Source organism: Paractinoplanes hotanensis (assembly GCF_023717965.1).
GTDB lineage: Bacteria > Actinomycetota > Actinomycetes > Mycobacteriales > Micromonosporaceae > Actinoplanes > Actinoplanes polyasparticus.
Map to the genome: position 1 here is coordinate 32,860 of NZ_JAMQOL010000068.1, position 17,120 is coordinate 49,979.

A 17,120-nucleotide genomic window follows, 5' to 3' on the forward strand; every position below is an offset into this window, starting at 1 on the left:
GCTTAAATGCGGGATTCGATATTCGTAGCATTTCATATGCCCCCGAGGTCGGACATCGGCCTAGCCTCGCGCCTTCGGTAAGGCCGGCCAGTGGCGGGGCCGGGGAACGCGAAAGTGCCTTCTGATCTGGGATGATCTGGCTTGTCTAGAGTCAAGATCGTCCCGTACGGAAGGCACTTTCAGAGTGCAGGGTACTCGAACGCGTCCGAAGGTTGTCGTTGCTGGTGGCGCTCGTGGTGTGGTCGGTCATGCCGGCGCCCGGCTGCTGACCGATCTCGCCGATAAGACCGGGTTGACCAGCGGCTTCGTTCAAGCGCTCGGGCTGGACCGGGTTCGCCGTCCGGCGCACGAGCCGGGCCGCGTCGCGGTCGATCTCGCGGTGTTACTGGCCGATGGCGGCGAGGCCATCGCGGATTTGGCGGTGCTGCGCCAGCAGAGCGGCTTGTTCGGGCCGGTGGCCTCGGATCCGACCGCGTGGCGGGTCCTGGGCGCGGTCGACACTGCAGCCCTGGCCCGCTTGCGGGCGGCCCGGGCAGCCGCGCGGGAGCTGGCCTGGCTGCAATTGGTCGAGACGCGCCGGTCGTTGCCGGCGACCACGGTTCTCGGGCGGGCGCTGCCGGGTTTCGTGCTGGACATCGACGCGACGATCGTGCTCGCGCACTCGGAGAAGGAGTCGGCGGCGCCGACCTGGAAACATTCTCTGAACTAGTTATTTGTGGTGTTTTGGGTAGCGCGTCCGACGATGTCGGAGAAGCTGGGCATGCCGAGGCTGACTGTGTCGCGTTGGGCGGCGAGTTGGTCGAGTTGGTCGAGTTTCTGGCGTGCTCCGGCGAGGCTGATCTGGAGTCCGTCGACTTCCCCGAGCCAGCCTTCGTGTCGGGCTTCGTCGATGCGGGCGTGGAGGTTGTCGCGGATCTCTTCGATGCGGTGGCGGCCGGCGGGGTCGGGTCGCAGCAGCGGGCAGCGCAAGCATGAGTGTTCGTGGATGCATGGGGTGGCGTAGGACCGGCCGCAGGTGCCCAGTGCGACTTTGCGGCGTTCGAAGTGGCCGAGGAACTCGTGCCATTCGGCGTCGGTGGGCACTCGGTATTCCTCGCCGGGTCGCATCGCGCGGCGACGCGCGATGAAGGCGCGGTGCCCGTTGATCACTTCTTCGGGGTAGACGGCTTTGTAGCCCATGGTGGTGTTGATGTCGCGGTGCCCGGCGACGAGTTGGGCGATGTGGGGTGGCATGCCGTGCAGCACGGCGTCGGTGATGAACAGGCGCCGGAAGTCGTGGGGAGTGAACCGTAACGGCCGGCCGGTGACGTCGGTGATCCCGCTGCCGTCCAGCGCTCGGCAGATCCAGTCGCGCAGCGTGCCGGCGGGGATTGATCGGGTGCCCATCCCGAAGTGGCGTTGGAACAGCAGTGGCAGGGGCGGGTTCCAGCGGCGTTCGTGGGGGTCGTAGGAGGTCACGCAGGGCACGGCCCGGTCCGGGTCGCGGATGCGGTGGATGACCGCGGCGAGGACGTCGGCGAGTTCGGGGCTGATGACCAGCAGGCGTTCGGTGTCGGTCTTGGACGGCGCGATCTGCAGCAGCGGGATGAGTTCACGGTTGGTCGGCAGGGTGTATTGGATCAGGCTGTGGTGGCTGAGCTCGGTCAGTTCCTCGATACGGATTCCGGTGTGGCGTAACGTTTCCACTGCGGCCCAGGTCCAGAACGCCCGGTCCTCCAAGCCGCTGAGATCCACCCGGGTGCCGGTGCCGGGATCTTCGACCCAGACCCGGGCAGTGGCAGCTCCGCCGGCCCGGCGCTGGCGCCCGTCGCCGGTGAAACTGTCTCCAGGGGCGGTGACTTTGGCCGCGGCCAGGCGGGCGGCGCTGGACAGCCGCTCGTGCTGGACCCGGGCGAGCAGCGCGGGCAGGACCGGGAGGCGTTCGCGGGTGCGTTGGTCCATGCGGGACTTGCGCCGGCGTATTTCCTTGGTGCGGGTCAGGTCTTCGCGGCGCACCGGGGATGGGGCTGCCCACGGCCCCCATCGGGCCGGTTCCTCCATCGCCCACTGGGCGAGATCGAGATAGAAGGCCCGGACCAGGGTGAGCTGGCCGCGGCCGTCGGAGCGGTGCCGCTGTTCCTCGACGACCTGCCCGTCGACGGTCGTGCGGACGATTCTGGTCAGGACCCGTTGTTTCCAGGCCGCAGCGACCTCAGGAGCCAGGCTCAGCGAGTTGATCCCGGGATGATGCAGTTCCAGGTCGCGCCAGAACAGCCGGCCGAGGGTGGACGCCAGGCTGCGCAGGCTGGTGTGGTCGAGGATCGGCTGACGCTCGTGCAGATAGGCCACCAGCAGGTCACGGATCGGGGCGCATTCGATGGCGTAGGGCTCCAGCATCTGCGCGGGGCTGAGCTGACCTTGGGTCGCGAACTCCCGCAGCGTGGACGGCGCGTGCGGGCCGAACACCCCCATCTGATGCAGCAGTTGGTAGAAACCCAACCCTTTGTTCTTGCGCCGGGTATCGCCGTCCAGGGTGAGACTCAACTCCAGGCAGTCACCCACGGTGATGTCATGCACGGTGCCGCCCTTGACCGCAACGATGGTCGCCACCCGGCGGACAGCCGCCATCGTCATGGTCCGCCCGGCCGGAGAGCCTTCACTCAATGCGGTGAGCTCGGCGAAGCCGTCCGGGTCGCGGGTGCGGGCCAGTTCGGCCACCAGGTTCTGCGGTGCCCGCGGGTTGAGCAGCCAGCCCACGCTCGGGCGGATGACCTCCGCGCAGATCAGCACCAGCAGGCAGACCCGCAGGTTGCTGGTAATCGACACCGACTGCCCGCGCCGCTGACTGCCGGACTGCAGGCGCTGCAGCCAGGGCCGCCACCAATCGGCGTTGCCCAGGGCCTCGGCGCCGCTGGCCTGCCACCGCTGCTGCCAGGTCCTCCCAGGCTGCTCGGCCAGCCAATCCACCACACTGATCAGGCCCCGCCGCCGACGTCGCTGCGCATCAGCATCCTCGAGCGTGAACGGTGGTGCCAGCAGCCTGGCCAGCAGCCGGTCCCGGTCGTGTTCGGTGACCGGCCAACTCGCCGGTGGCGTGCGTGGCGGGAACCGCAGCCACAGCTGCTGCATGTCCGGGCCCGACACCTGCCCGGCAGCCCTGGTCTGCTGCCTCGCTCTGGCTTCGCCCGCTGTCAGCACGGTCACGACGAGCGCCGGCTGAACAACGTGTCCAGCGACTCCGCGCGGTACTCGCTGACCGGACCGCCGTCCGCGACCGCAGCGGGCAGCGCGCCGTCGAGACCACGCCGATGGTGAGCCAGCACCGCGGCGATCACTTCGCTGGGCATCGGGTTCAGATACAACTGCGTCGTGGACAACTGCGCGTGTCCCAGAACCCACTGCACGTCGGTGAGCGGCAACTGCGGATCGCGGGCCATCCGATACGCCGCGGTATGCCGCAAGTCATGCAACGACCAATTGGCACCCAGCACCTGATTGACCCGGGTGAACATCGCCCGCGCCGCCGGATAGCTCAGCGCCCGCAACGGACGCCGACGCGTCCACCACAACGGATCATCACGGCCGACCGGCGTGGAGCTGTCCAACGTGCACTGATAGAGCCGCACCCAGACGAACGCGTCCGGAGACGCCGGGATCTGCTGCACGGCCCGTGAACCCTTACGGACCACAGTGATCAGCTGCTGCCCGGCGTCGAGGTCACCGCACCGCGCCCCAAGCAGTTCCGCAGCCCGCGCACCGGTCGACACCCACAACGACACCAAAGCCCGGTCACGGTGTGAACCCAGCCCGGCGAACAAACTGGTTGAACCGCTCATCCGGGATGCACCGCGGGACCCGCGCCACCAACTTCGGCCGGTACCGCCCCGACCGCTCCCGCTGCCACGGCTCCATCGGATTGTGATGCGCATGAGCCCGACTACCTCGCCGCTCACCGACCAGCGGGAACGGGTTGACCATCGGCCCGGACCCGACCTCTTGATGGAAGGCGTAGAAGCCCCGCACCACCGTCTCGCCATGCGCCCGCGTCGTCGGCGCATACGTCCTCGCCAACGACGGCTTACCCGTCACCGGGTTCCGCACCCCGCCAGCACCCGCCCCGACCGGCCGGGCCTTCCCACCCGGCGACTGCTTGTCACACAGCACCAACCACCGGCAGAAATCGCGGGCCTCCACCCGGGTCGCCTGCGACCACAACACCCCGACCGCCCACAGGAAACGGAACCAGCGCAACAGATCCATCGCATACGACCGCTGCGTCGCCGCGGACCGACCCGACGCCTGCAACTCGTTCAAGAACGCCGTCACCGCCGCCACCGCGATCCCCGCCGGATCACTCAACCGATACGGCTCCCACACGTTCCCGGTCTCCTGGACCGAACCGACCTTCGCCACCACCAACGCGACCAGATCACGCTCACCCACATCGTCACCGATCATGGGTCGAGACCGTAGCCCTGGTCCCCGCTCTTCCTCCTACCCGAAGACGGACGGCCTCGCGGTAGTTCAGTTAACGGTTACAGTTTCGGGTTCCACCCGTTGTTGTGTTTCCTCGACGCCACCGGTGAGGCCCTGGCCGGGATGCTGCGCCCGGGCAACGCCGGGTCGAACACCGCCGCCGATCACATCACCGTCCTCGACCTTGCCCTGCAACAGATCCCCGAACAGCACCGCTACGGCAACCCGATCCTGATCCGGTCCGATTCGGCGGGTAGCAGCTACGAGTTCCTCGCTCACCTCCGCGGCCTGCAGCAGGCCGGTCTGGGCACCGAGTTCTCCGTCGGGGTCGCGATCACTACACCGATCCGGGCCGCGATCACCACCGCCTCCGATTGGGTGGCGGCGCTCGACGGCGACGGCAGCCTGCGCGACGGCGCGGAACTGGTCGAGCTCACTGACTATCTCGACCCAGCCGTGCTGGCCTCGTTCCCGGCCGGCACGAGGTTGATCTGCCGCCGGGAACGCCCGCACCCCGGCGCGCAACTGTCACTGTTCGACCAGGTCAACGGGATGCGCCACCAAGTCTTCGCCACCGACACACCCCACGGTGGTGGTTCGATCCAGTTTCTGGAAGTCCGGCACCGCTGCCACGCCCGGGTCGAGGACCGCATCCGCACCGGCAAGACCACCGGCTTCGGCCGGTTCCCGTCACGGATCTTCGCGATCAACCAAGCGTGGCTCGAACTCGCCCTGACCGGCATCGACCTGCTCTGCTGGACCCAGCACCTGCTCCTGGACGGCGCGATGGCCGCCGCCGAGCCGAAGAAGCTGCGCTACCGGCTGCTGCACGTCGCCGCGAAACTCACCCGGACCGCCCGCACGACCACTCTGCGCATCGCCGCCGACTGGCCCTAGACCAACGAGCTCATCCAAGCCTTCGAACGCCTCGCCGCGCTACCCGAACCCTTTACCTGACAACGAATCCGCCGCACCAGCGACCAGGACCCACGGAGAAACCCGGCCTCCGGCCGGGCGACACCACCTGCCCGGACACGGCCAACACCAAAACCCGCCACCTCGATCAACAGCCGGCTCAAGCAAGCGGCGCTTAATGAAAGACGGAGGCTAAGCAAACTAATGCTCAGCCCACCTGCCGACTCGCCAGTCGCTTACCAACTCATTCGATCGATGCTGTTGTGAGGTCACCGCGGATGCCACCGGCAGGCCCTGGGCGCGACCGAGCCGTGGCCCTACGTCGGCGACGACCAGACGCGCTTGCCTGCTGCAGTCGGCTACCCAGGGCGCTGCCAGCTCCAGCGGCGCACATCCCAGCGGCCGCCGTCGAGGCCCATCGCGTAAAGCGCGTCGGCCGCCTCGCACGCCTCTTTATCGGTGGCAAATGTGTTCTCCACCTCGCAGTCATCCCAGGGCAGTGCCATCAAGAACACGGTCCACCGGCCGTCGGTCAGCTCACAAACCCGAACGAGGTACTGCGCCTGGACACCGTCAGCCAGGTAGGTCGCAGACTCGCGAACTCTGCGCCGAGTCCGGTAGTCGACGTTCCAGATCACCTCACCACGGTATCGTACATTTGTTCGATAGATGGCGCCTGGTGTTTGCGGAGTCTCATCGCATCGCCCCGGCGGAATCATCGTCTGGTCAGCACCAGCGACGCGCTGTGCGATGAGCCGACCCGGACGGGCGCCCAGAAGCCCTGACGCATAAACAGTCAGATGTCGTCTAGCCAGCTAAAGGCCGCGGCTGGTCACGGTCAGACGGGGTAGGTCGAGACGGTAGTTTGCAGGTCACTGGCGGTGCGGGCGAGTTCGGTGGCGGTTTGCTGGGTTTCGGAGGCGCGGGAGGTGACCTGCTGGGCTGCTTCGGCTACCCCGGCGATGGTGCCGGCGATGCTCGACGATCCTTCAGTGGCTTGGCCGACGCTGCGGGCCATCTCGGCGGTGGTCGCGGTCTGCTGCTCGACGGCGGCGGCGGCGATGGTGGTGGTGGCGGCGGCGATGGTGGTGGTGGTGGCGTAGTCGTTGATCGTGGCGATGACACTTGCGATCTACTGAATGGCGGTGACCGCGTTGCCGGTCTCGTCCTGGATCGCGTTGACCTGCTCGGTGATCTGCTGGGTGGCCCGCGCGGTTTCCTGGGCCAGGTCTTTGACTTCGGAGGCGACGACGGCGAAGCCCTTGCCGGCTTCGCCGGCCCCAACCCTTCTTTAACGGCGCCCCTCCAACTCAAGCATTTCAAGACCCGCCGAGGCGCTCCCTCAGACGACGGCGAGGGTCCGGAGGATTGCCTGTGAACCACTGTTCCACTTGCCTTCGGTCTGGCGGCTTTTGTCTATAGCCGCGCCACGAGACGAGGGGTGCCTCAATCCCATCAGCGCGGATGGGAATGACAGCGCAGCCGGCATGGAACCACGACATTGATGCGGAAGTGTGTCGGGAGTGCTATCCATTTAGTCCCCATTGATGTACTACAAGCGGCAACGGCGAGGGCTGCCGGCTTGTTGGCGGGCAACGCGCCGCTGCGATAAGGTTAGGCCAGGGATCAGGCGACTGACCGCAGCCCGATTTGCGGGCAGTGACGCGCGACCCCCACAGAAATTCTTGTGGGAGTCAGGCGTTCCCCGATGCCATTCACACGGGCATGAAGCGTTTCTAGCGGCGTTGTTTCTCGCGCTCCCGACGCACGCGTTGCACCGCCCGCTCATGACCCCTTTCTTGCTCGCGGACCTCCGCGGGCTTGACCGTGTGGCTGTCGAGCAGCTTCTGAACCTGCTCAGGGGCGAACTTTCGTTTCCTCGCTAGTACGGCAGCCGCCATTTGCTAGCTGGCCAGGGAATACTCTCGGCTGAGCCGGGTGCGTTGGTGGAACCAGCGAGCTCGGGCTTGGTGACGGCGCCGCCAGTTGCGCCAGTGGGTGTCATGGTCGGCGGGTTTCGGCTGCTGCCAGGTCGCGGCGAGCAGGCGGGCGGTCTCGGGGATGGTCAGCGGGATCATGCCGGGCTCGGTCGGTGGCTGCTGATCGGGTGTGTCCGGTGGTGGGGCTTGGGTGTCGGTGCGGGTCTTGAGGTGGGCGGCGGTGATCGCGCAGATGGCCAGGGCGGTCATGACTAGCACGGTGTGTCGGGTGATCGCGGTGTGCAGCCGGGCTTGGCATTGATCGAGGCCGAAGGAATCCTTGCTGAACTCGAATGTCTCCTCGACCGGCCAGCGCAGCCCGGCGGCCCGCACGAGCCGGGCCAGGGTCAACGGTTGGCTCTGCGGCACGTAGCAGTAGTGAAAGGCCAGGTCACCGCTGGTGAGGTGCCGGCGGACCAGCAGGTAATGCCGTGAGCCGACCGCGATCCACGCCCACGCGTACCAGCGTTGTCCCTTCGAACCGGCACCGGCCGAGCGAACCTGCCACCGGCGTTTGTCGGTGGCGAGCAAGGCGACGGCCTTCGCGCAGGTCATCCGGGTCTCGGCGTTGAGGGTGAGCATGAAGTTCGAGGCGACGCGCAGCACGTAGGCCTGTTGCCGCTCTTCGAGGAACTCCCGCAGCGGGGTGCAGTTGCCGTAGACCTCGTCACCGCAGACGAAATCGAAGACGACGCCGTCGGCGTAGGCATCGGTGCAGATGTCGATGGCCAGCTGCCCCTTGGTCCGGAACACCAGCCCGTCCGCGATGCCCATCTGCGACCTGGTGCCCGGGTCGGCGAGGTGCTCGGCCGGGATCCATTGCCGCGCGGCGACCAGCGCATGCCCGACACGTTCGCGGACATACGCAAGGTGCACCGTGTTGATCCCGTTCGCGAGCCGGCCGGCACAGCCCATGCACTGCCGTTTCACCCCGCACGTCGCCGTGCCGGCCTTCTGCTGGCCGGTCTCGTCCAGCGCGGCGATCCGCAACCCCCGCCGCGTGCGGCGCCCGGCCACCGCGTCCAGGCCGGTCACGACGAACCGGCGCACCTGACTCATCGCCGCCTGCCCATCCCACACCGCCCGGTTCAGCAGCCTCTGGGTGCGATCCGGCGTGCGGTCCCCGGCCTGCTGCGCGATCGTCCACCCGTTGCGTTTCGGGATGTCGCTGACCAGCGCCGACACGTACCGGCCCGCGTGCTGCCAGGTCTGCGTCCGTACGAAACACGACCGCAACTGCTCCAGCAGCTCACCCGCGGTCCGGGCCGTCCGGGCAGCCTCTATCCTGGCAGCAGCAGCCGCCTTCGATCTTGTTGTCCTCACAAACACATGATCAACAGGCGGCTGCGTCTACATTGGACACTGCCCCCACCGCATCCCAGCAGGTCAGACTGCTAATGGCGGCTGCCGTACTAGATGCACATGCTCGACGTGGCCATCACGGCACTGATCAGCGAGCCATCGTGCGGAGACCCTCAACCGGCGCGCTACCTGCTCCACGGAGTAGTAGAGGTCCGGGTCGTCGTCCTTGCTTGGTGCCTGGCGGCCATCCTGCCTTGGCATTCGTTTCTCCCCGTCGTCATGCAGGCAGCGACGCAGCCAGTGGAGGGCGGACGTCGGCTGCACCGTTGCGAAGGTGTTTTCGACCTCCAGCAGGAGCCTCTAGGCGGGTTTCTGCCGGCTCTTGCAAGCCTTGTCCAACAAGGCGGCCGAGGGCAGGTCTCGAGGCCCTGACTGATGCTGTCCGGGGCTGTCCCGCTGCGCCGCAAGCAAGGGTGCGGAACGGCCAAGCCATGGGAAGGATTGCGAATCTCAGGGGTTGGCCCGGGACTCTGACCACCTGGATCAAGATGTGATTTGGGTCACCGTATACCAGATCGTAGGCAGCTCGAATGCGGGCACCGTCGTACAGCAAATCTCGCCATTCTGAAGAGTTTCCCCAGCTCAGAGGCGGTATAAAGCCTAGGACGCGGCGCCTTCATGGCCTGGCGATCGAAGCACGCCAAGATCGTTTGGTGTGCACATGTGTGCGCAAAAAAATCGCACCGTCCAACTTGGAGAGTTGGACGGTGCGTTTTGCCTGCTCAGATGGGTGGAGCTGAGGGGACTCGAACCCCTGACCCCCACACTGCCAGTGTGTCGGTCGTTGGCCGCGCATGCCACAGAGGCACGGAACTCGCCTCCATTTTAGATCCTGATCCTCCCCCGCCCCTCCCCTACTCGCTTCGATTCAATCGGCGCGTTCGTCATGGCGCAGCAGCCCTCATGTCAGGCTTGCGTCGGCGCCTCCAAGTCGATCGAGAAGGCGTGGACGTATGCCGGCCCATTGCCTACGGGCTGGAACCACGACTGAACGCGCATGTCGGTCGCACCGAATCGGGCGGCGAACTCCTTGTCGTTCTCGAAGCCGTCCATGTCTGCCCGGTAGAGCCACTCGTGATCTACGTCCTCGAAGGCAGCATCCTCGAATCCGAGGTACAACTCCCGCGCCTCCTCCTGGTCGAGAAGCTCGTGATCTACGAGCAGGTTCTGCGCCCGCTGGATGACGAGGTACAACGCGAGAGCTTCGCCGACCGACGCCGGCGGCATCCACTGCTCCGCAGACAACCGGCCGGTGACCATAACGGTCGCGACGTGGAAGTTGCGGACGAAGCGCCCGTTGTACTGCTGAGCGAAGCGCTGCGGCAGGTCCTCGAGGACGAAGTAGGCGCCCGCGCTGTCTGCGACGCTGCCTCCGCCGTCTGTGGCCAGCGTCTCGATGTCCTGGAACAGTTCGTCGATGATCTGGGTGGCAGCCATGATCAGCGCTCCCGCGCCGAGCAGTGATGTCTCCTCGTCACCGTCGGCGGCGAAGGTGGCCGGCTCGAAGGCGCGGACCAGCTTCGCGTGATCCATTGTCCATGTGCGCCAGTCGACTTCGGGCTCCCCGAGCTGCGAGTCACTCATCTGTCCATCCTTCCGCTCGTGAGCGAATCGCGTCGACGCCCGCTCTTCGATCCCTGCAACGGTTCATCCGTGCGAGGGAACTTCTTCGTCAACTGACCGAGCCGCGCCGAGGACCGTCAATAGCCCTTCGACCGCGACGACGTAGCGCCGCCCGACCCGGATAACCGGCGTCGGGAAGTCGCCGGCGCGAGCCAGCGTGTAGGCGGTGGTCCGGCCGATGCCCAGCACCGACGCCGCCGTTTCGATGTCTGTAGCCATGCCGAGTTCTCGGACCTGCGCCACTGTCCATGTGCGCCTGGGCATCCGACCCCCTTCTGCTCGTGGCACTCCCCCAAGCCGCATTTCCCGTGATCGTCCGGGACGAGCAAGGAGGATTGCTCCTTGACTAAGCGCACCACGGCGAGCACAACGCGGGCAGTTGTCCGGGGCTGTCTTCTACTGTTCCGCCCGGACCGGAGCGTGATGGGCGGGACGCTTTCGCGCCCCGCCCATCATCAGGCGGCTTCTTCGCCGAGGGCGGAGTCCATCAGCTCGGCGGCCTTGCGTTCACTTTCGGGAAGGACGTGGGTGTAGACCTCGCGTGTTGTCCGGGCGTCGGCGTGACCGAGCCGTTTCTGCATGACGTGCTCCGGAACACCGGCGTCCGCCCCGGCCGTGGCCGAGGTGTGCCGGGCGTCGTGCAGCACGATGACCGGCACACCGGCCGCGAGGCACGCGTTCTCCCACTGATCGGTGTAGTAGCGCGGGTAATAGGGCTCGCCGTCCTCGCGTGGGAAGACCCAGTCGTGATCGTGATAGAGCAGCCCTGCGGCAGCCTTCTCCTTGTCCTGGCGTGCTTTGTGCTCACGCAGTACCCGTACCATCGCCGGGCCGATCGCGATCGCTCGACGGCTTTTGCCTTTCGGCGCCTTCTCGATGACCTTGTTGCCGGAGATCGTGCGCTGCCAGTGGATGTAGACGATCCCGTTGTCGAGATCGACCTTCGCCCACTTCAGGCCGGCGATCTCACCGCGCCGGGTTCCGGCGACCACCGCAAGGGCCCATGCCGCGTACAGGCGAGCGTCGCGATGAAATTGGAGGAACTGCTTCGACTGCTTTGGTGTCCACACGCCTTTGCGGCCTTGGTCCTCGCGTTGAGCCGGCCGCGGCTGCCTGACCGCGCCGAGGTCGATCCCGAGATCTTTGAACGCCTTCATCAGTACCCGGTGTACGGTCCGGACGGTCGTTTCCGACAACGGCTTCTTGCCGTTGCCGCCTTCTTTCACGAGCGTCTTGTACATGTCCTGCACGACGCGCTTGTCGAGGCTGTAGAGCTGTCGCCCGCCGATGTGCGGGATGACGTACATTCGGAACAGGTTGCGATAGTTGTCCAGAGTGGTTTCCTCGATGTCGAGTTCCCGCTCGGACAGCCAGCCGGAAAGCTCGGCAGCGACACTGCCATCCGCGCCGATCGCGGCCTCGCCGTACGCCTTGCGTGCCTCGGTTTCGGCTTTCTCCGCCGCAGTCTTGCTGGGAAACCCTCTTCGCTTGTGCTGACGCCGCTTACCGTCGTCGCCGACCGGCAGATCGATGACGAAGAACCAGAGAGTCTTGGTGGAAGTTTGGTACGAGCCGACGGTCATCTGGGCACCCCCGTGGTCACAGAGCTGAGCTGACCTCATCCACGGTAGGCCGGTCTGTGACCACGCCTGTGACCACAAGATCCACTAGAGCGATCTTGGTCAAACGACTGTCGTCCATGAAAAAAGCCGCTGACCAGGACTTTCGTCCTTGCCAACGGCCTTCAAATGCTGGTCGGGCTGACAGGATTTGAACCTGCGACCCCTTGACCCCCAGTCAAGTGCGCTACCAAGCTGCGCTACAGCCCGCCGCCACCCGGCACGAACACCGCGCGGCAACTCAGATACCTTAGCAAGTGCTACCCGTGGGCCTTGCCGCGACCCCCCGGGCCTGTCTTCTTGCGGGGCTTCACGGAGACCTCGATGGGGGAACCTTCGAAGCCGAACTCCTCGCGGAGCTTGCGTTCGATGAAGCGCTGGTAGCCGGCGTCCAGCGGGCCGGTGGTGAACAGGACGAAGCGCGGCGGGGCGACGCCGGCCTGGGTGGCGAAGAGGATTCTGGGGGCGCGGCCACCGCGTACGGGGTGGGGGGTGGCCTGGGTCAATGTTGTCAGCCACTGGTTGAGGGCGCCGGTTGGCACGCGCTGTTCCCACGAGGCCAAAGCCTTGCGCAGGGCGGGGGCCAGCTTGTCCACGGCTCGGCCGGTCTTGGCTGAGATGTTGACTCGGATGGCCCACGGGATGCGCTTGAGCTCTCGGTCGATCTCCTTGTCGAGGAAGATGCGACGGTCGGCGTCTACCAGGTCCCACTTGTTGAAGGCGATGACCAGCGCGCGGCCGGCGTCTACGACCTGGGTCAGGACTCGCTGGTCCTGTTCCGAGATGACCTCGGCTGAGTCGAGCAGCACTACGGCTACCTCGGCTGCCTCGACGGCTCCCGCTGTGCGCAGGGAGGCGTAGTACTCCGTACCGGAAGCCTGGTTGACTCGTTTGCGCAGGCCTGCCGTGTCGACGAATTGCCAGAGTTCGCCGTCCATTTCGACGAGGCTGTCGACCGGGTCCACCGTGGTGCCGGCTACCGAGTCGACGACCGCGCGTTCCTCCTTGGACACGCGGTTGAGCAGCGACGACTTGCCGACGTTGGGGCGGCCGACCAGTGCCACCCGGCGTGGGCCGCGGGGGCCGCCCTCGACGATCGGGGGTGGGGTGGGCAGCGCGTTCAGGATGTCGTCGAGCAGGTCGCCGGAGCCGCGGCCGTGCAGGGCCGAGATGGGGTGTGGTTCGCCCAGGCCCAGGGACCAGAGTGACACTGCTTCCATCTCGAGGGACTGGTTGTCGGCCTTGTTGGCGACCAGGATGACCGGCTTGTGGGAGCGGCGCAGCATCTTGACCGCGGCCTCGTCTACGTCCGTGGGGCCGACGGTGACATCGACGACGAACACGACCACGTCGGCGGTCTGCACGGCGATCTCGGCCTGGTTGGCGATGGCGGCTGCCCGGTCTTTGGCGTCGGGTTCCCAGCCGCCGGTGTCGACGACGGTGAAGCGGCGGCCGTTCCACTGCGCGTCGTAGGGCACGCGGTCGCGGGTGACGCCGGGAACGTCCTCGACGACTGCCTGGCGGCGGCCGATGATGCGGTTGACCAGGGTTGATTTGCCGACGTTGGGACGGCCGACGACGGCGACGACGGGGGCTGGGCCCGTGTCGTCCACCGTCTCGTCGACCTCGAAAATCGGAGCCTCGCTCACGAACTCACCTTGCTGTTCAAAAGTTCCAAAAGGTACGCGACGACCTCGTCGATGCCGATGCCGGTCGTGTCGACCTCGACGGCGTCGTCGGCCTGGCGGAGCGGGTCGGTCTTGCGGGACGAGTCGAGCTTGTCGCGGCGGGCCAGGTCGGCCTCGGTGGCGGCAACGTCGGCGGCGCCCTCGGAGCTGCGGCGCAGTGCCCGCGCGGCCGAGGAAGCAGTCAGGTAGACCTTGAGGTCGGCGTCCGGCGCGACGACCGAGGCGATGTCGCGGCCCTCGACGATGATACGCGGGTGTCCGGCGATGATCGCCCGCTGCAGGGCCACCAGCTGCTTGCGTACGGAGGGGACCGCGGCCACCGCCGACACGGCCTGCGTGACCTCGGCGCCGCGGATCGGGACGTCGACGTTCACGCCGTTGGCGGCGAAATGCGGAGCGGCCGGGTCGGTGCCGATCGACAACTCGGTCTCGAGCGCGATCTTCGCGATGGCGTCGGGATCGTTCAGGTCGACCCCAGCTTGCAGAACGGCCCAGGTCACGGCCCGGTACATGGCGCCGGTGTCGAGATACACGCCGTCGATCCGGGTGGCGAGCCGCCGGGACACGGTGGACTTGCCGGAACCGGAGGGGCCGTCGACCGCGACCACACACTTTTCCGGCCGTACAACTTCTGCCACCGTTCCTCCTGAGTTTGCCTGCCCGACCAACCCTCCCATTGTGCCCGGAGCACTACCGGACGACGAACTAGGGTATGTTACTCGCCAGTAACGCGAAGGGAGCCGCCATGCCCACCCTCGAGCGCCACGATGCCGTTTTCGTCCTCGACCTCGGCGACAACGAGAACCGCTTTCATCCCGACTGGCTGACCGGAATCGAGTCCGCGCTGGATGAGATCGCCAAGACCGACGGTCCGCACGCGTTGGTCACCACGGCCCGCGGCAAGATCTGGTCGAACGGCCTCGACCTGGAGTGGCTCGGCGACAATCCCGAGCAATTCACCCCGTACGGCCTGCGTGTCCAAGCCCTCTTCGCGCACATGCTCACCCTCCCCTGCGTGACGGTCGCCGCACTTCAGGGCCACACGTTCGCCGCCGGCGCCATGCTGTCGCTCGCCCACGACCTGCGGATCATGCGCGCCGACCGCGGCTTCTGGTGCCTGCCCGAGGCCGACATCAACATCCCCTTCACGCCCGGAATGTCGGCGCTCGTCCAATCTCGGCTGACCCCGCAAACGGCCCATGAGGCGATGGTCACAGCCCGCCGCTTCGGCGGCGAGGAGGCGTACGCCCGCAAGATCGTCGACCACGCGGTGCCCGAGCCCGACGTCCTGAGCACCGCCATCACCCTCGCCGCGGCTCAAGTCGGCAAGGCCGGACCCACGCTCGAAACGATCAAAACCCGCCTCTACGCGCCCGTCCTCAAGGCTCTGCAAACCCTGGACTGAAGATCAATATCGCGGAGGTACGCGCCATCAACCTCCCCACCGCACGAGCGCAGCACCCCGCCTCCGGCGGCTGGCGCTGCGGCCTGAGTGGGTGGCCAGGCCGTAGCGCACGCACGTGATGGCGGTCGGCCGGGCCGCGGTCAGCTCACCGACGGCAGCGGCCGCGCGCCCTCGGGACGCAAGCCGTCGAAGATGATGCCGAGGTAGCGGCGCCACAGGTCGGGTGGCGCGTCGGGCACGAAGCCGACCACGTAGTTGGGCGCGCACATCAGCAGGATCACGTCCATGCCGGTGATGTCGGGCCTGACGGCGCCGGCCTCCTTCGCCCTGTCGACCAGGGCCGTGATCGCCGTGAACAGCTCCGACCGGGTGTCGTCGAGCAGGTCGTTGACGCCGCCGGCATCGCGCAGGAACGACAGGTCGAGCTGGCGCTGACGGCCGGCCGCGGCCTCCATGAACTCGAGCAGGGCCGCTCCCGGATCCGGATCGGTCAGCAATTCGCGCGCGAGCAGAGCCAGCCCGTCGATCCGGTCGAGGACAACGGCGGCGAGCAGGACGTCCTTGGTGGGGAAATGCCGGAAGACGGTGCCCTTGCCGATGCCGGCGCGGCGGGCGATGTCGGCCACGGAGGCGTCGAGCCCGTGCGCCGCGAACTCTTCGGAAGCGGCCTTGAGCAGGGCATAGCGGTTGCGTGCAGCGTCCGCGCGCAGCGGCCGGTCGGGTGTCACAGCGACGAGATTAGCAAGTTGACCGCACGGTCCGCTTACGACTAACCTGACCGCACGGTCCGCTTGCCGCCTCCGGAGGAACCCATGAAAGCGATCGTCGCCACCGACTACGGCCCACCCGAGAGCTATGCGCTCACCGACCTGCCGATTCCCCAACCCGGGCCAAGCCAGATCCAGGTCCGCATCGCCGCCGCGTCCGTCAACCCGGGCGACATAGTCATCCCCAGCGGCGTCTACAAAGCCCAAGCGCCCCTGACGTTCCCGCACGTGCCCGGCAACGACTTCGCCGGCACAGTGTCCGCCGTCGGCCCGGGCGTCACCGCCTACCGGGTGGGCGACGAGGTCTTCGGCCACGCCGTCCCCCGGGCGCTGCGCGCCATGGCCGGCCTCAACCCGTCAATGACCACCGGCGCGCTGGCCGAATACGCCGTCTTCGAGGCGGGCACCTCCTTCATCGCGCCCCGGCCCCCAGGCCTGAGCAAGATCGACGCCGCCGCGCTGCCCACCGTCGGGCTCACCGCACGCGCGCTGATGGCCACCGCCGAGCCCCGGGCGGACGAAACCGCCCTCGTCATCGGCGCCACCGGCGGCGTGGGCACCACGCTCCTGCCCCTGCTGAGCCAGGCCGGCGTCACCGTCACTGCCACCGGTCACCCCGCCGACGAGCCCCTGCTCCGCAAGTTGGGCGCCCACACGGTCATCGGATACGACGACGACTACCCCACCGGCAGAGATCTGGGGCTCAACCTGGTGCTGCCGACCGACCGCCTGCGCAAAGCGGCGGCGGCAATCCGCCCCGGCGGCCGGCTCTTCACCATCACGTTCCCGCCCCCGCGTCCCGACATGATCGATCGCACCGACCTCCGGTTCGAGCTGGTCCTCGACCTCGACGGCCGCTTCGGCGGCATGGCCGAGGTCGCCGCGCTCACACCGACGGTCAGCGCGACCTACCCGCTGCGCGACGCCGTCCAGGCGCTGACCGATTTCGCCCGCGACCACACCGTCGGAAAGCTGGTGATCACGGTCTAGGCGAGATCCGGGTCCAGTTCCGTTCGCCGCGCCGTGAGGTCGCCGCGACACAGCGCGGGCAGATGTGGCGCACCTGGTCCTCCGGCGTGATCACGTCGGTGGCGCGGAAGTCGAACGGCACATGCGGTAAGCGGCGCAGCCGGCTGCGATTCAGCGCCAGGCCGCACACGGTCTGATTCGTGCCCTGCCGCCAGGCGTGCACCTCGCCGCCCGGCTGCCGCACGCCGTCCGGCCCGATCCATTCGCTCGACGCCGCCACCGCGTTCACGTCGCGCACCCGCCGGCTCGCCAACCCGGTGCGGCCGCCCTTCCGCCGG

The 17,120-nt window shown here is 67.3% G+C and carries 15 protein-coding genes, 1 tRNA gene and 2 pseudogenes; 5 read left to right on the forward strand and 13 right to left on the reverse strand.

All coding sequences use genetic code 11. From position 1 onward, the window contains the following. Positions 1-184: 184 nt before the first annotated feature. A pseudogene (locus LXN57_RS40895) lies at positions 185-694 on the forward strand (transposase); the annotation flags it as partial. A gap of 11 nt (positions 695-705) precedes the next feature. On the opposite strand, the gene LXN57_RS40900 reads toward LXN57_RS40895, so the two are convergent. From LXN57_RS40900 to LXN57_RS40910, 3 genes are all read right to left on the reverse strand, one after another. Continuing rightward, entirely contained in the window at positions 706-3,108 is a 2,403-nt protein-coding gene (locus LXN57_RS40900) for a tyrosine-type recombinase/integrase (protein ID WP_251803691.1), read from the reverse strand. A 71-nt stretch (positions 3,109-3,179) separates the two neighbouring features. Then, complete coding sequence (locus LXN57_RS40905) at positions 3,180-3,797, reverse strand: tyrosine-type recombinase/integrase (protein ID WP_251803692.1); 618 nt, start codon at positions 3,795-3,797, stop codon at positions 3,180-3,182. Then, complete coding sequence (locus tag LXN57_RS40910; protein ID WP_251803693.1) at positions 3,769-4,395, reverse strand: site-specific integrase; 627 nt, start codon at positions 4,393-4,395, stop codon at positions 3,769-3,771. The genes LXN57_RS40905 and LXN57_RS40910 overlap by 29 nt, the downstream gene beginning before the upstream one ends. A 123-nt stretch (positions 4,396-4,518) precedes the next feature. On the opposite strand from LXN57_RS40910, the pseudogene LXN57_RS40915 reads away from it, so the two are divergent. After that, a pseudogene (locus LXN57_RS40915) lies at positions 4,519-5,352 on the forward strand (transposase); the annotation flags it as partial. 377 nt (positions 5,353-5,729) lie between these two features. Here LXN57_RS40915 and LXN57_RS40920 read toward each other — a convergent pair. Continuing rightward, positions 5,730-6,008 (reverse strand): hypothetical protein, encoded by a 279-nt coding sequence (locus LXN57_RS40920; protein ID WP_251803694.1) that lies wholly within the window; start codon positions 6,006-6,008, stop codon positions 5,730-5,732. A 227-nt stretch (positions 6,009-6,235) separates the two neighbouring features. Between LXN57_RS40920 and LXN57_RS48685 the strand changes: the two genes are divergently transcribed. Further along, on the forward strand, positions 6,236-6,748 hold the full coding sequence (locus tag LXN57_RS48685; protein ID WP_438872971.1) for a hypothetical protein: 513 nt from the start codon (positions 6,236-6,238) through the stop codon (positions 6,746-6,748). A 526-nt stretch (positions 6,749-7,274) separates the two neighbouring features. On the opposite strand, the gene LXN57_RS40930 is transcribed toward LXN57_RS48685, so the two are convergent. From LXN57_RS40930 to cmk, 7 genes are all read right to left on the reverse strand, one after another. After that, entirely contained in the window at positions 7,275-8,672 is a 1,398-nt protein-coding gene (locus LXN57_RS40930) for an IS701 family transposase (protein WP_251803695.1), read from the reverse strand. A 945-nt stretch (positions 8,673-9,617) separates the two neighbouring features. Next, on the reverse strand, positions 9,618-10,295 hold the full coding sequence (locus LXN57_RS40935) for a hypothetical protein (protein ID WP_251803696.1): 678 nt from the start codon (positions 10,293-10,295) through the stop codon (positions 9,618-9,620). A 63-nt stretch (positions 10,296-10,358) separates the two neighbouring features. Then, positions 10,359-10,553 (reverse strand): helix-turn-helix transcriptional regulator, encoded by a 195-nt coding sequence (locus LXN57_RS40940; RefSeq protein ID WP_251803697.1) that lies wholly within the window; start codon positions 10,551-10,553, stop codon positions 10,359-10,361. Positions 10,554-10,789: 236 nt separating this feature from the next. Then, entirely contained in the window at positions 10,790-11,917 is a 1,128-nt protein-coding gene (locus tag LXN57_RS40945) for a site-specific integrase (protein ID WP_251803698.1), read from the reverse strand. A 169-nt stretch (positions 11,918-12,086) separates the two neighbouring features. Further along, positions 12,087-12,163 (reverse strand) — tRNA-Pro (locus LXN57_RS40950). Between the two features lie 50 nt (positions 12,164-12,213). Further along, positions 12,214-13,602 (reverse strand): ribosome biogenesis GTPase Der, encoded by a 1,389-nt coding sequence (der, locus tag LXN57_RS40955; RefSeq protein ID WP_251803699.1) that lies wholly within the window; start codon positions 13,600-13,602, stop codon positions 12,214-12,216. Then, positions 13,599-14,279 (reverse strand): (d)CMP kinase, encoded by a 681-nt coding sequence (cmk, locus tag LXN57_RS40960; RefSeq protein WP_251803700.1) that lies wholly within the window; start codon positions 14,277-14,279, stop codon positions 13,599-13,601. The genes der and cmk overlap by 4 nt, the downstream gene beginning before the upstream one ends. A gap of 107 nt (positions 14,280-14,386) precedes the next feature. On the opposite strand from cmk, the gene LXN57_RS40965 reads away from it, so the two are divergent. Then, entirely contained in the window at positions 14,387-15,046 is a 660-nt protein-coding gene (locus LXN57_RS40965; protein ID WP_251803701.1) for an enoyl-CoA hydratase/isomerase family protein, read from the forward strand. Positions 15,047-15,186: 140 nt separating this feature from the next. Here LXN57_RS40965 and LXN57_RS40970 read toward each other — a convergent pair whose 3' ends face one another. Beyond that, on the reverse strand, positions 15,187-15,774 hold the full coding sequence (locus tag LXN57_RS40970; RefSeq protein WP_251803702.1) for a TetR/AcrR family transcriptional regulator: 588 nt from the start codon (positions 15,772-15,774) through the stop codon (positions 15,187-15,189). An 84-nt stretch (positions 15,775-15,858) separates the two neighbouring features. Here LXN57_RS40970 and LXN57_RS48085 point away from each other — a divergent pair, with 84 nt between their 5' ends. Beyond that, positions 15,859-16,803 carry an NADP-dependent oxidoreductase gene (locus LXN57_RS48085; protein ID WP_285904729.1) on the forward strand — a complete coding sequence of 315 codons (945 nt, stop codon included), beginning with the start codon at positions 15,859-15,861 and terminating at the stop codon, positions 16,801-16,803. Here the strand turns inward: LXN57_RS48085 and LXN57_RS40985 are convergent. Further along, positions 16,793-17,071, reverse strand: coding sequence for a hypothetical protein (locus tag LXN57_RS40985; protein WP_251803704.1), 279 nt, complete (start codon positions 17,069-17,071; stop codon positions 16,793-16,795). The two genes, LXN57_RS48085 and LXN57_RS40985, sit on opposite strands and share 11 nt — an antisense overlap. Positions 17,072-17,120: the final 49 nt, after the last annotated feature.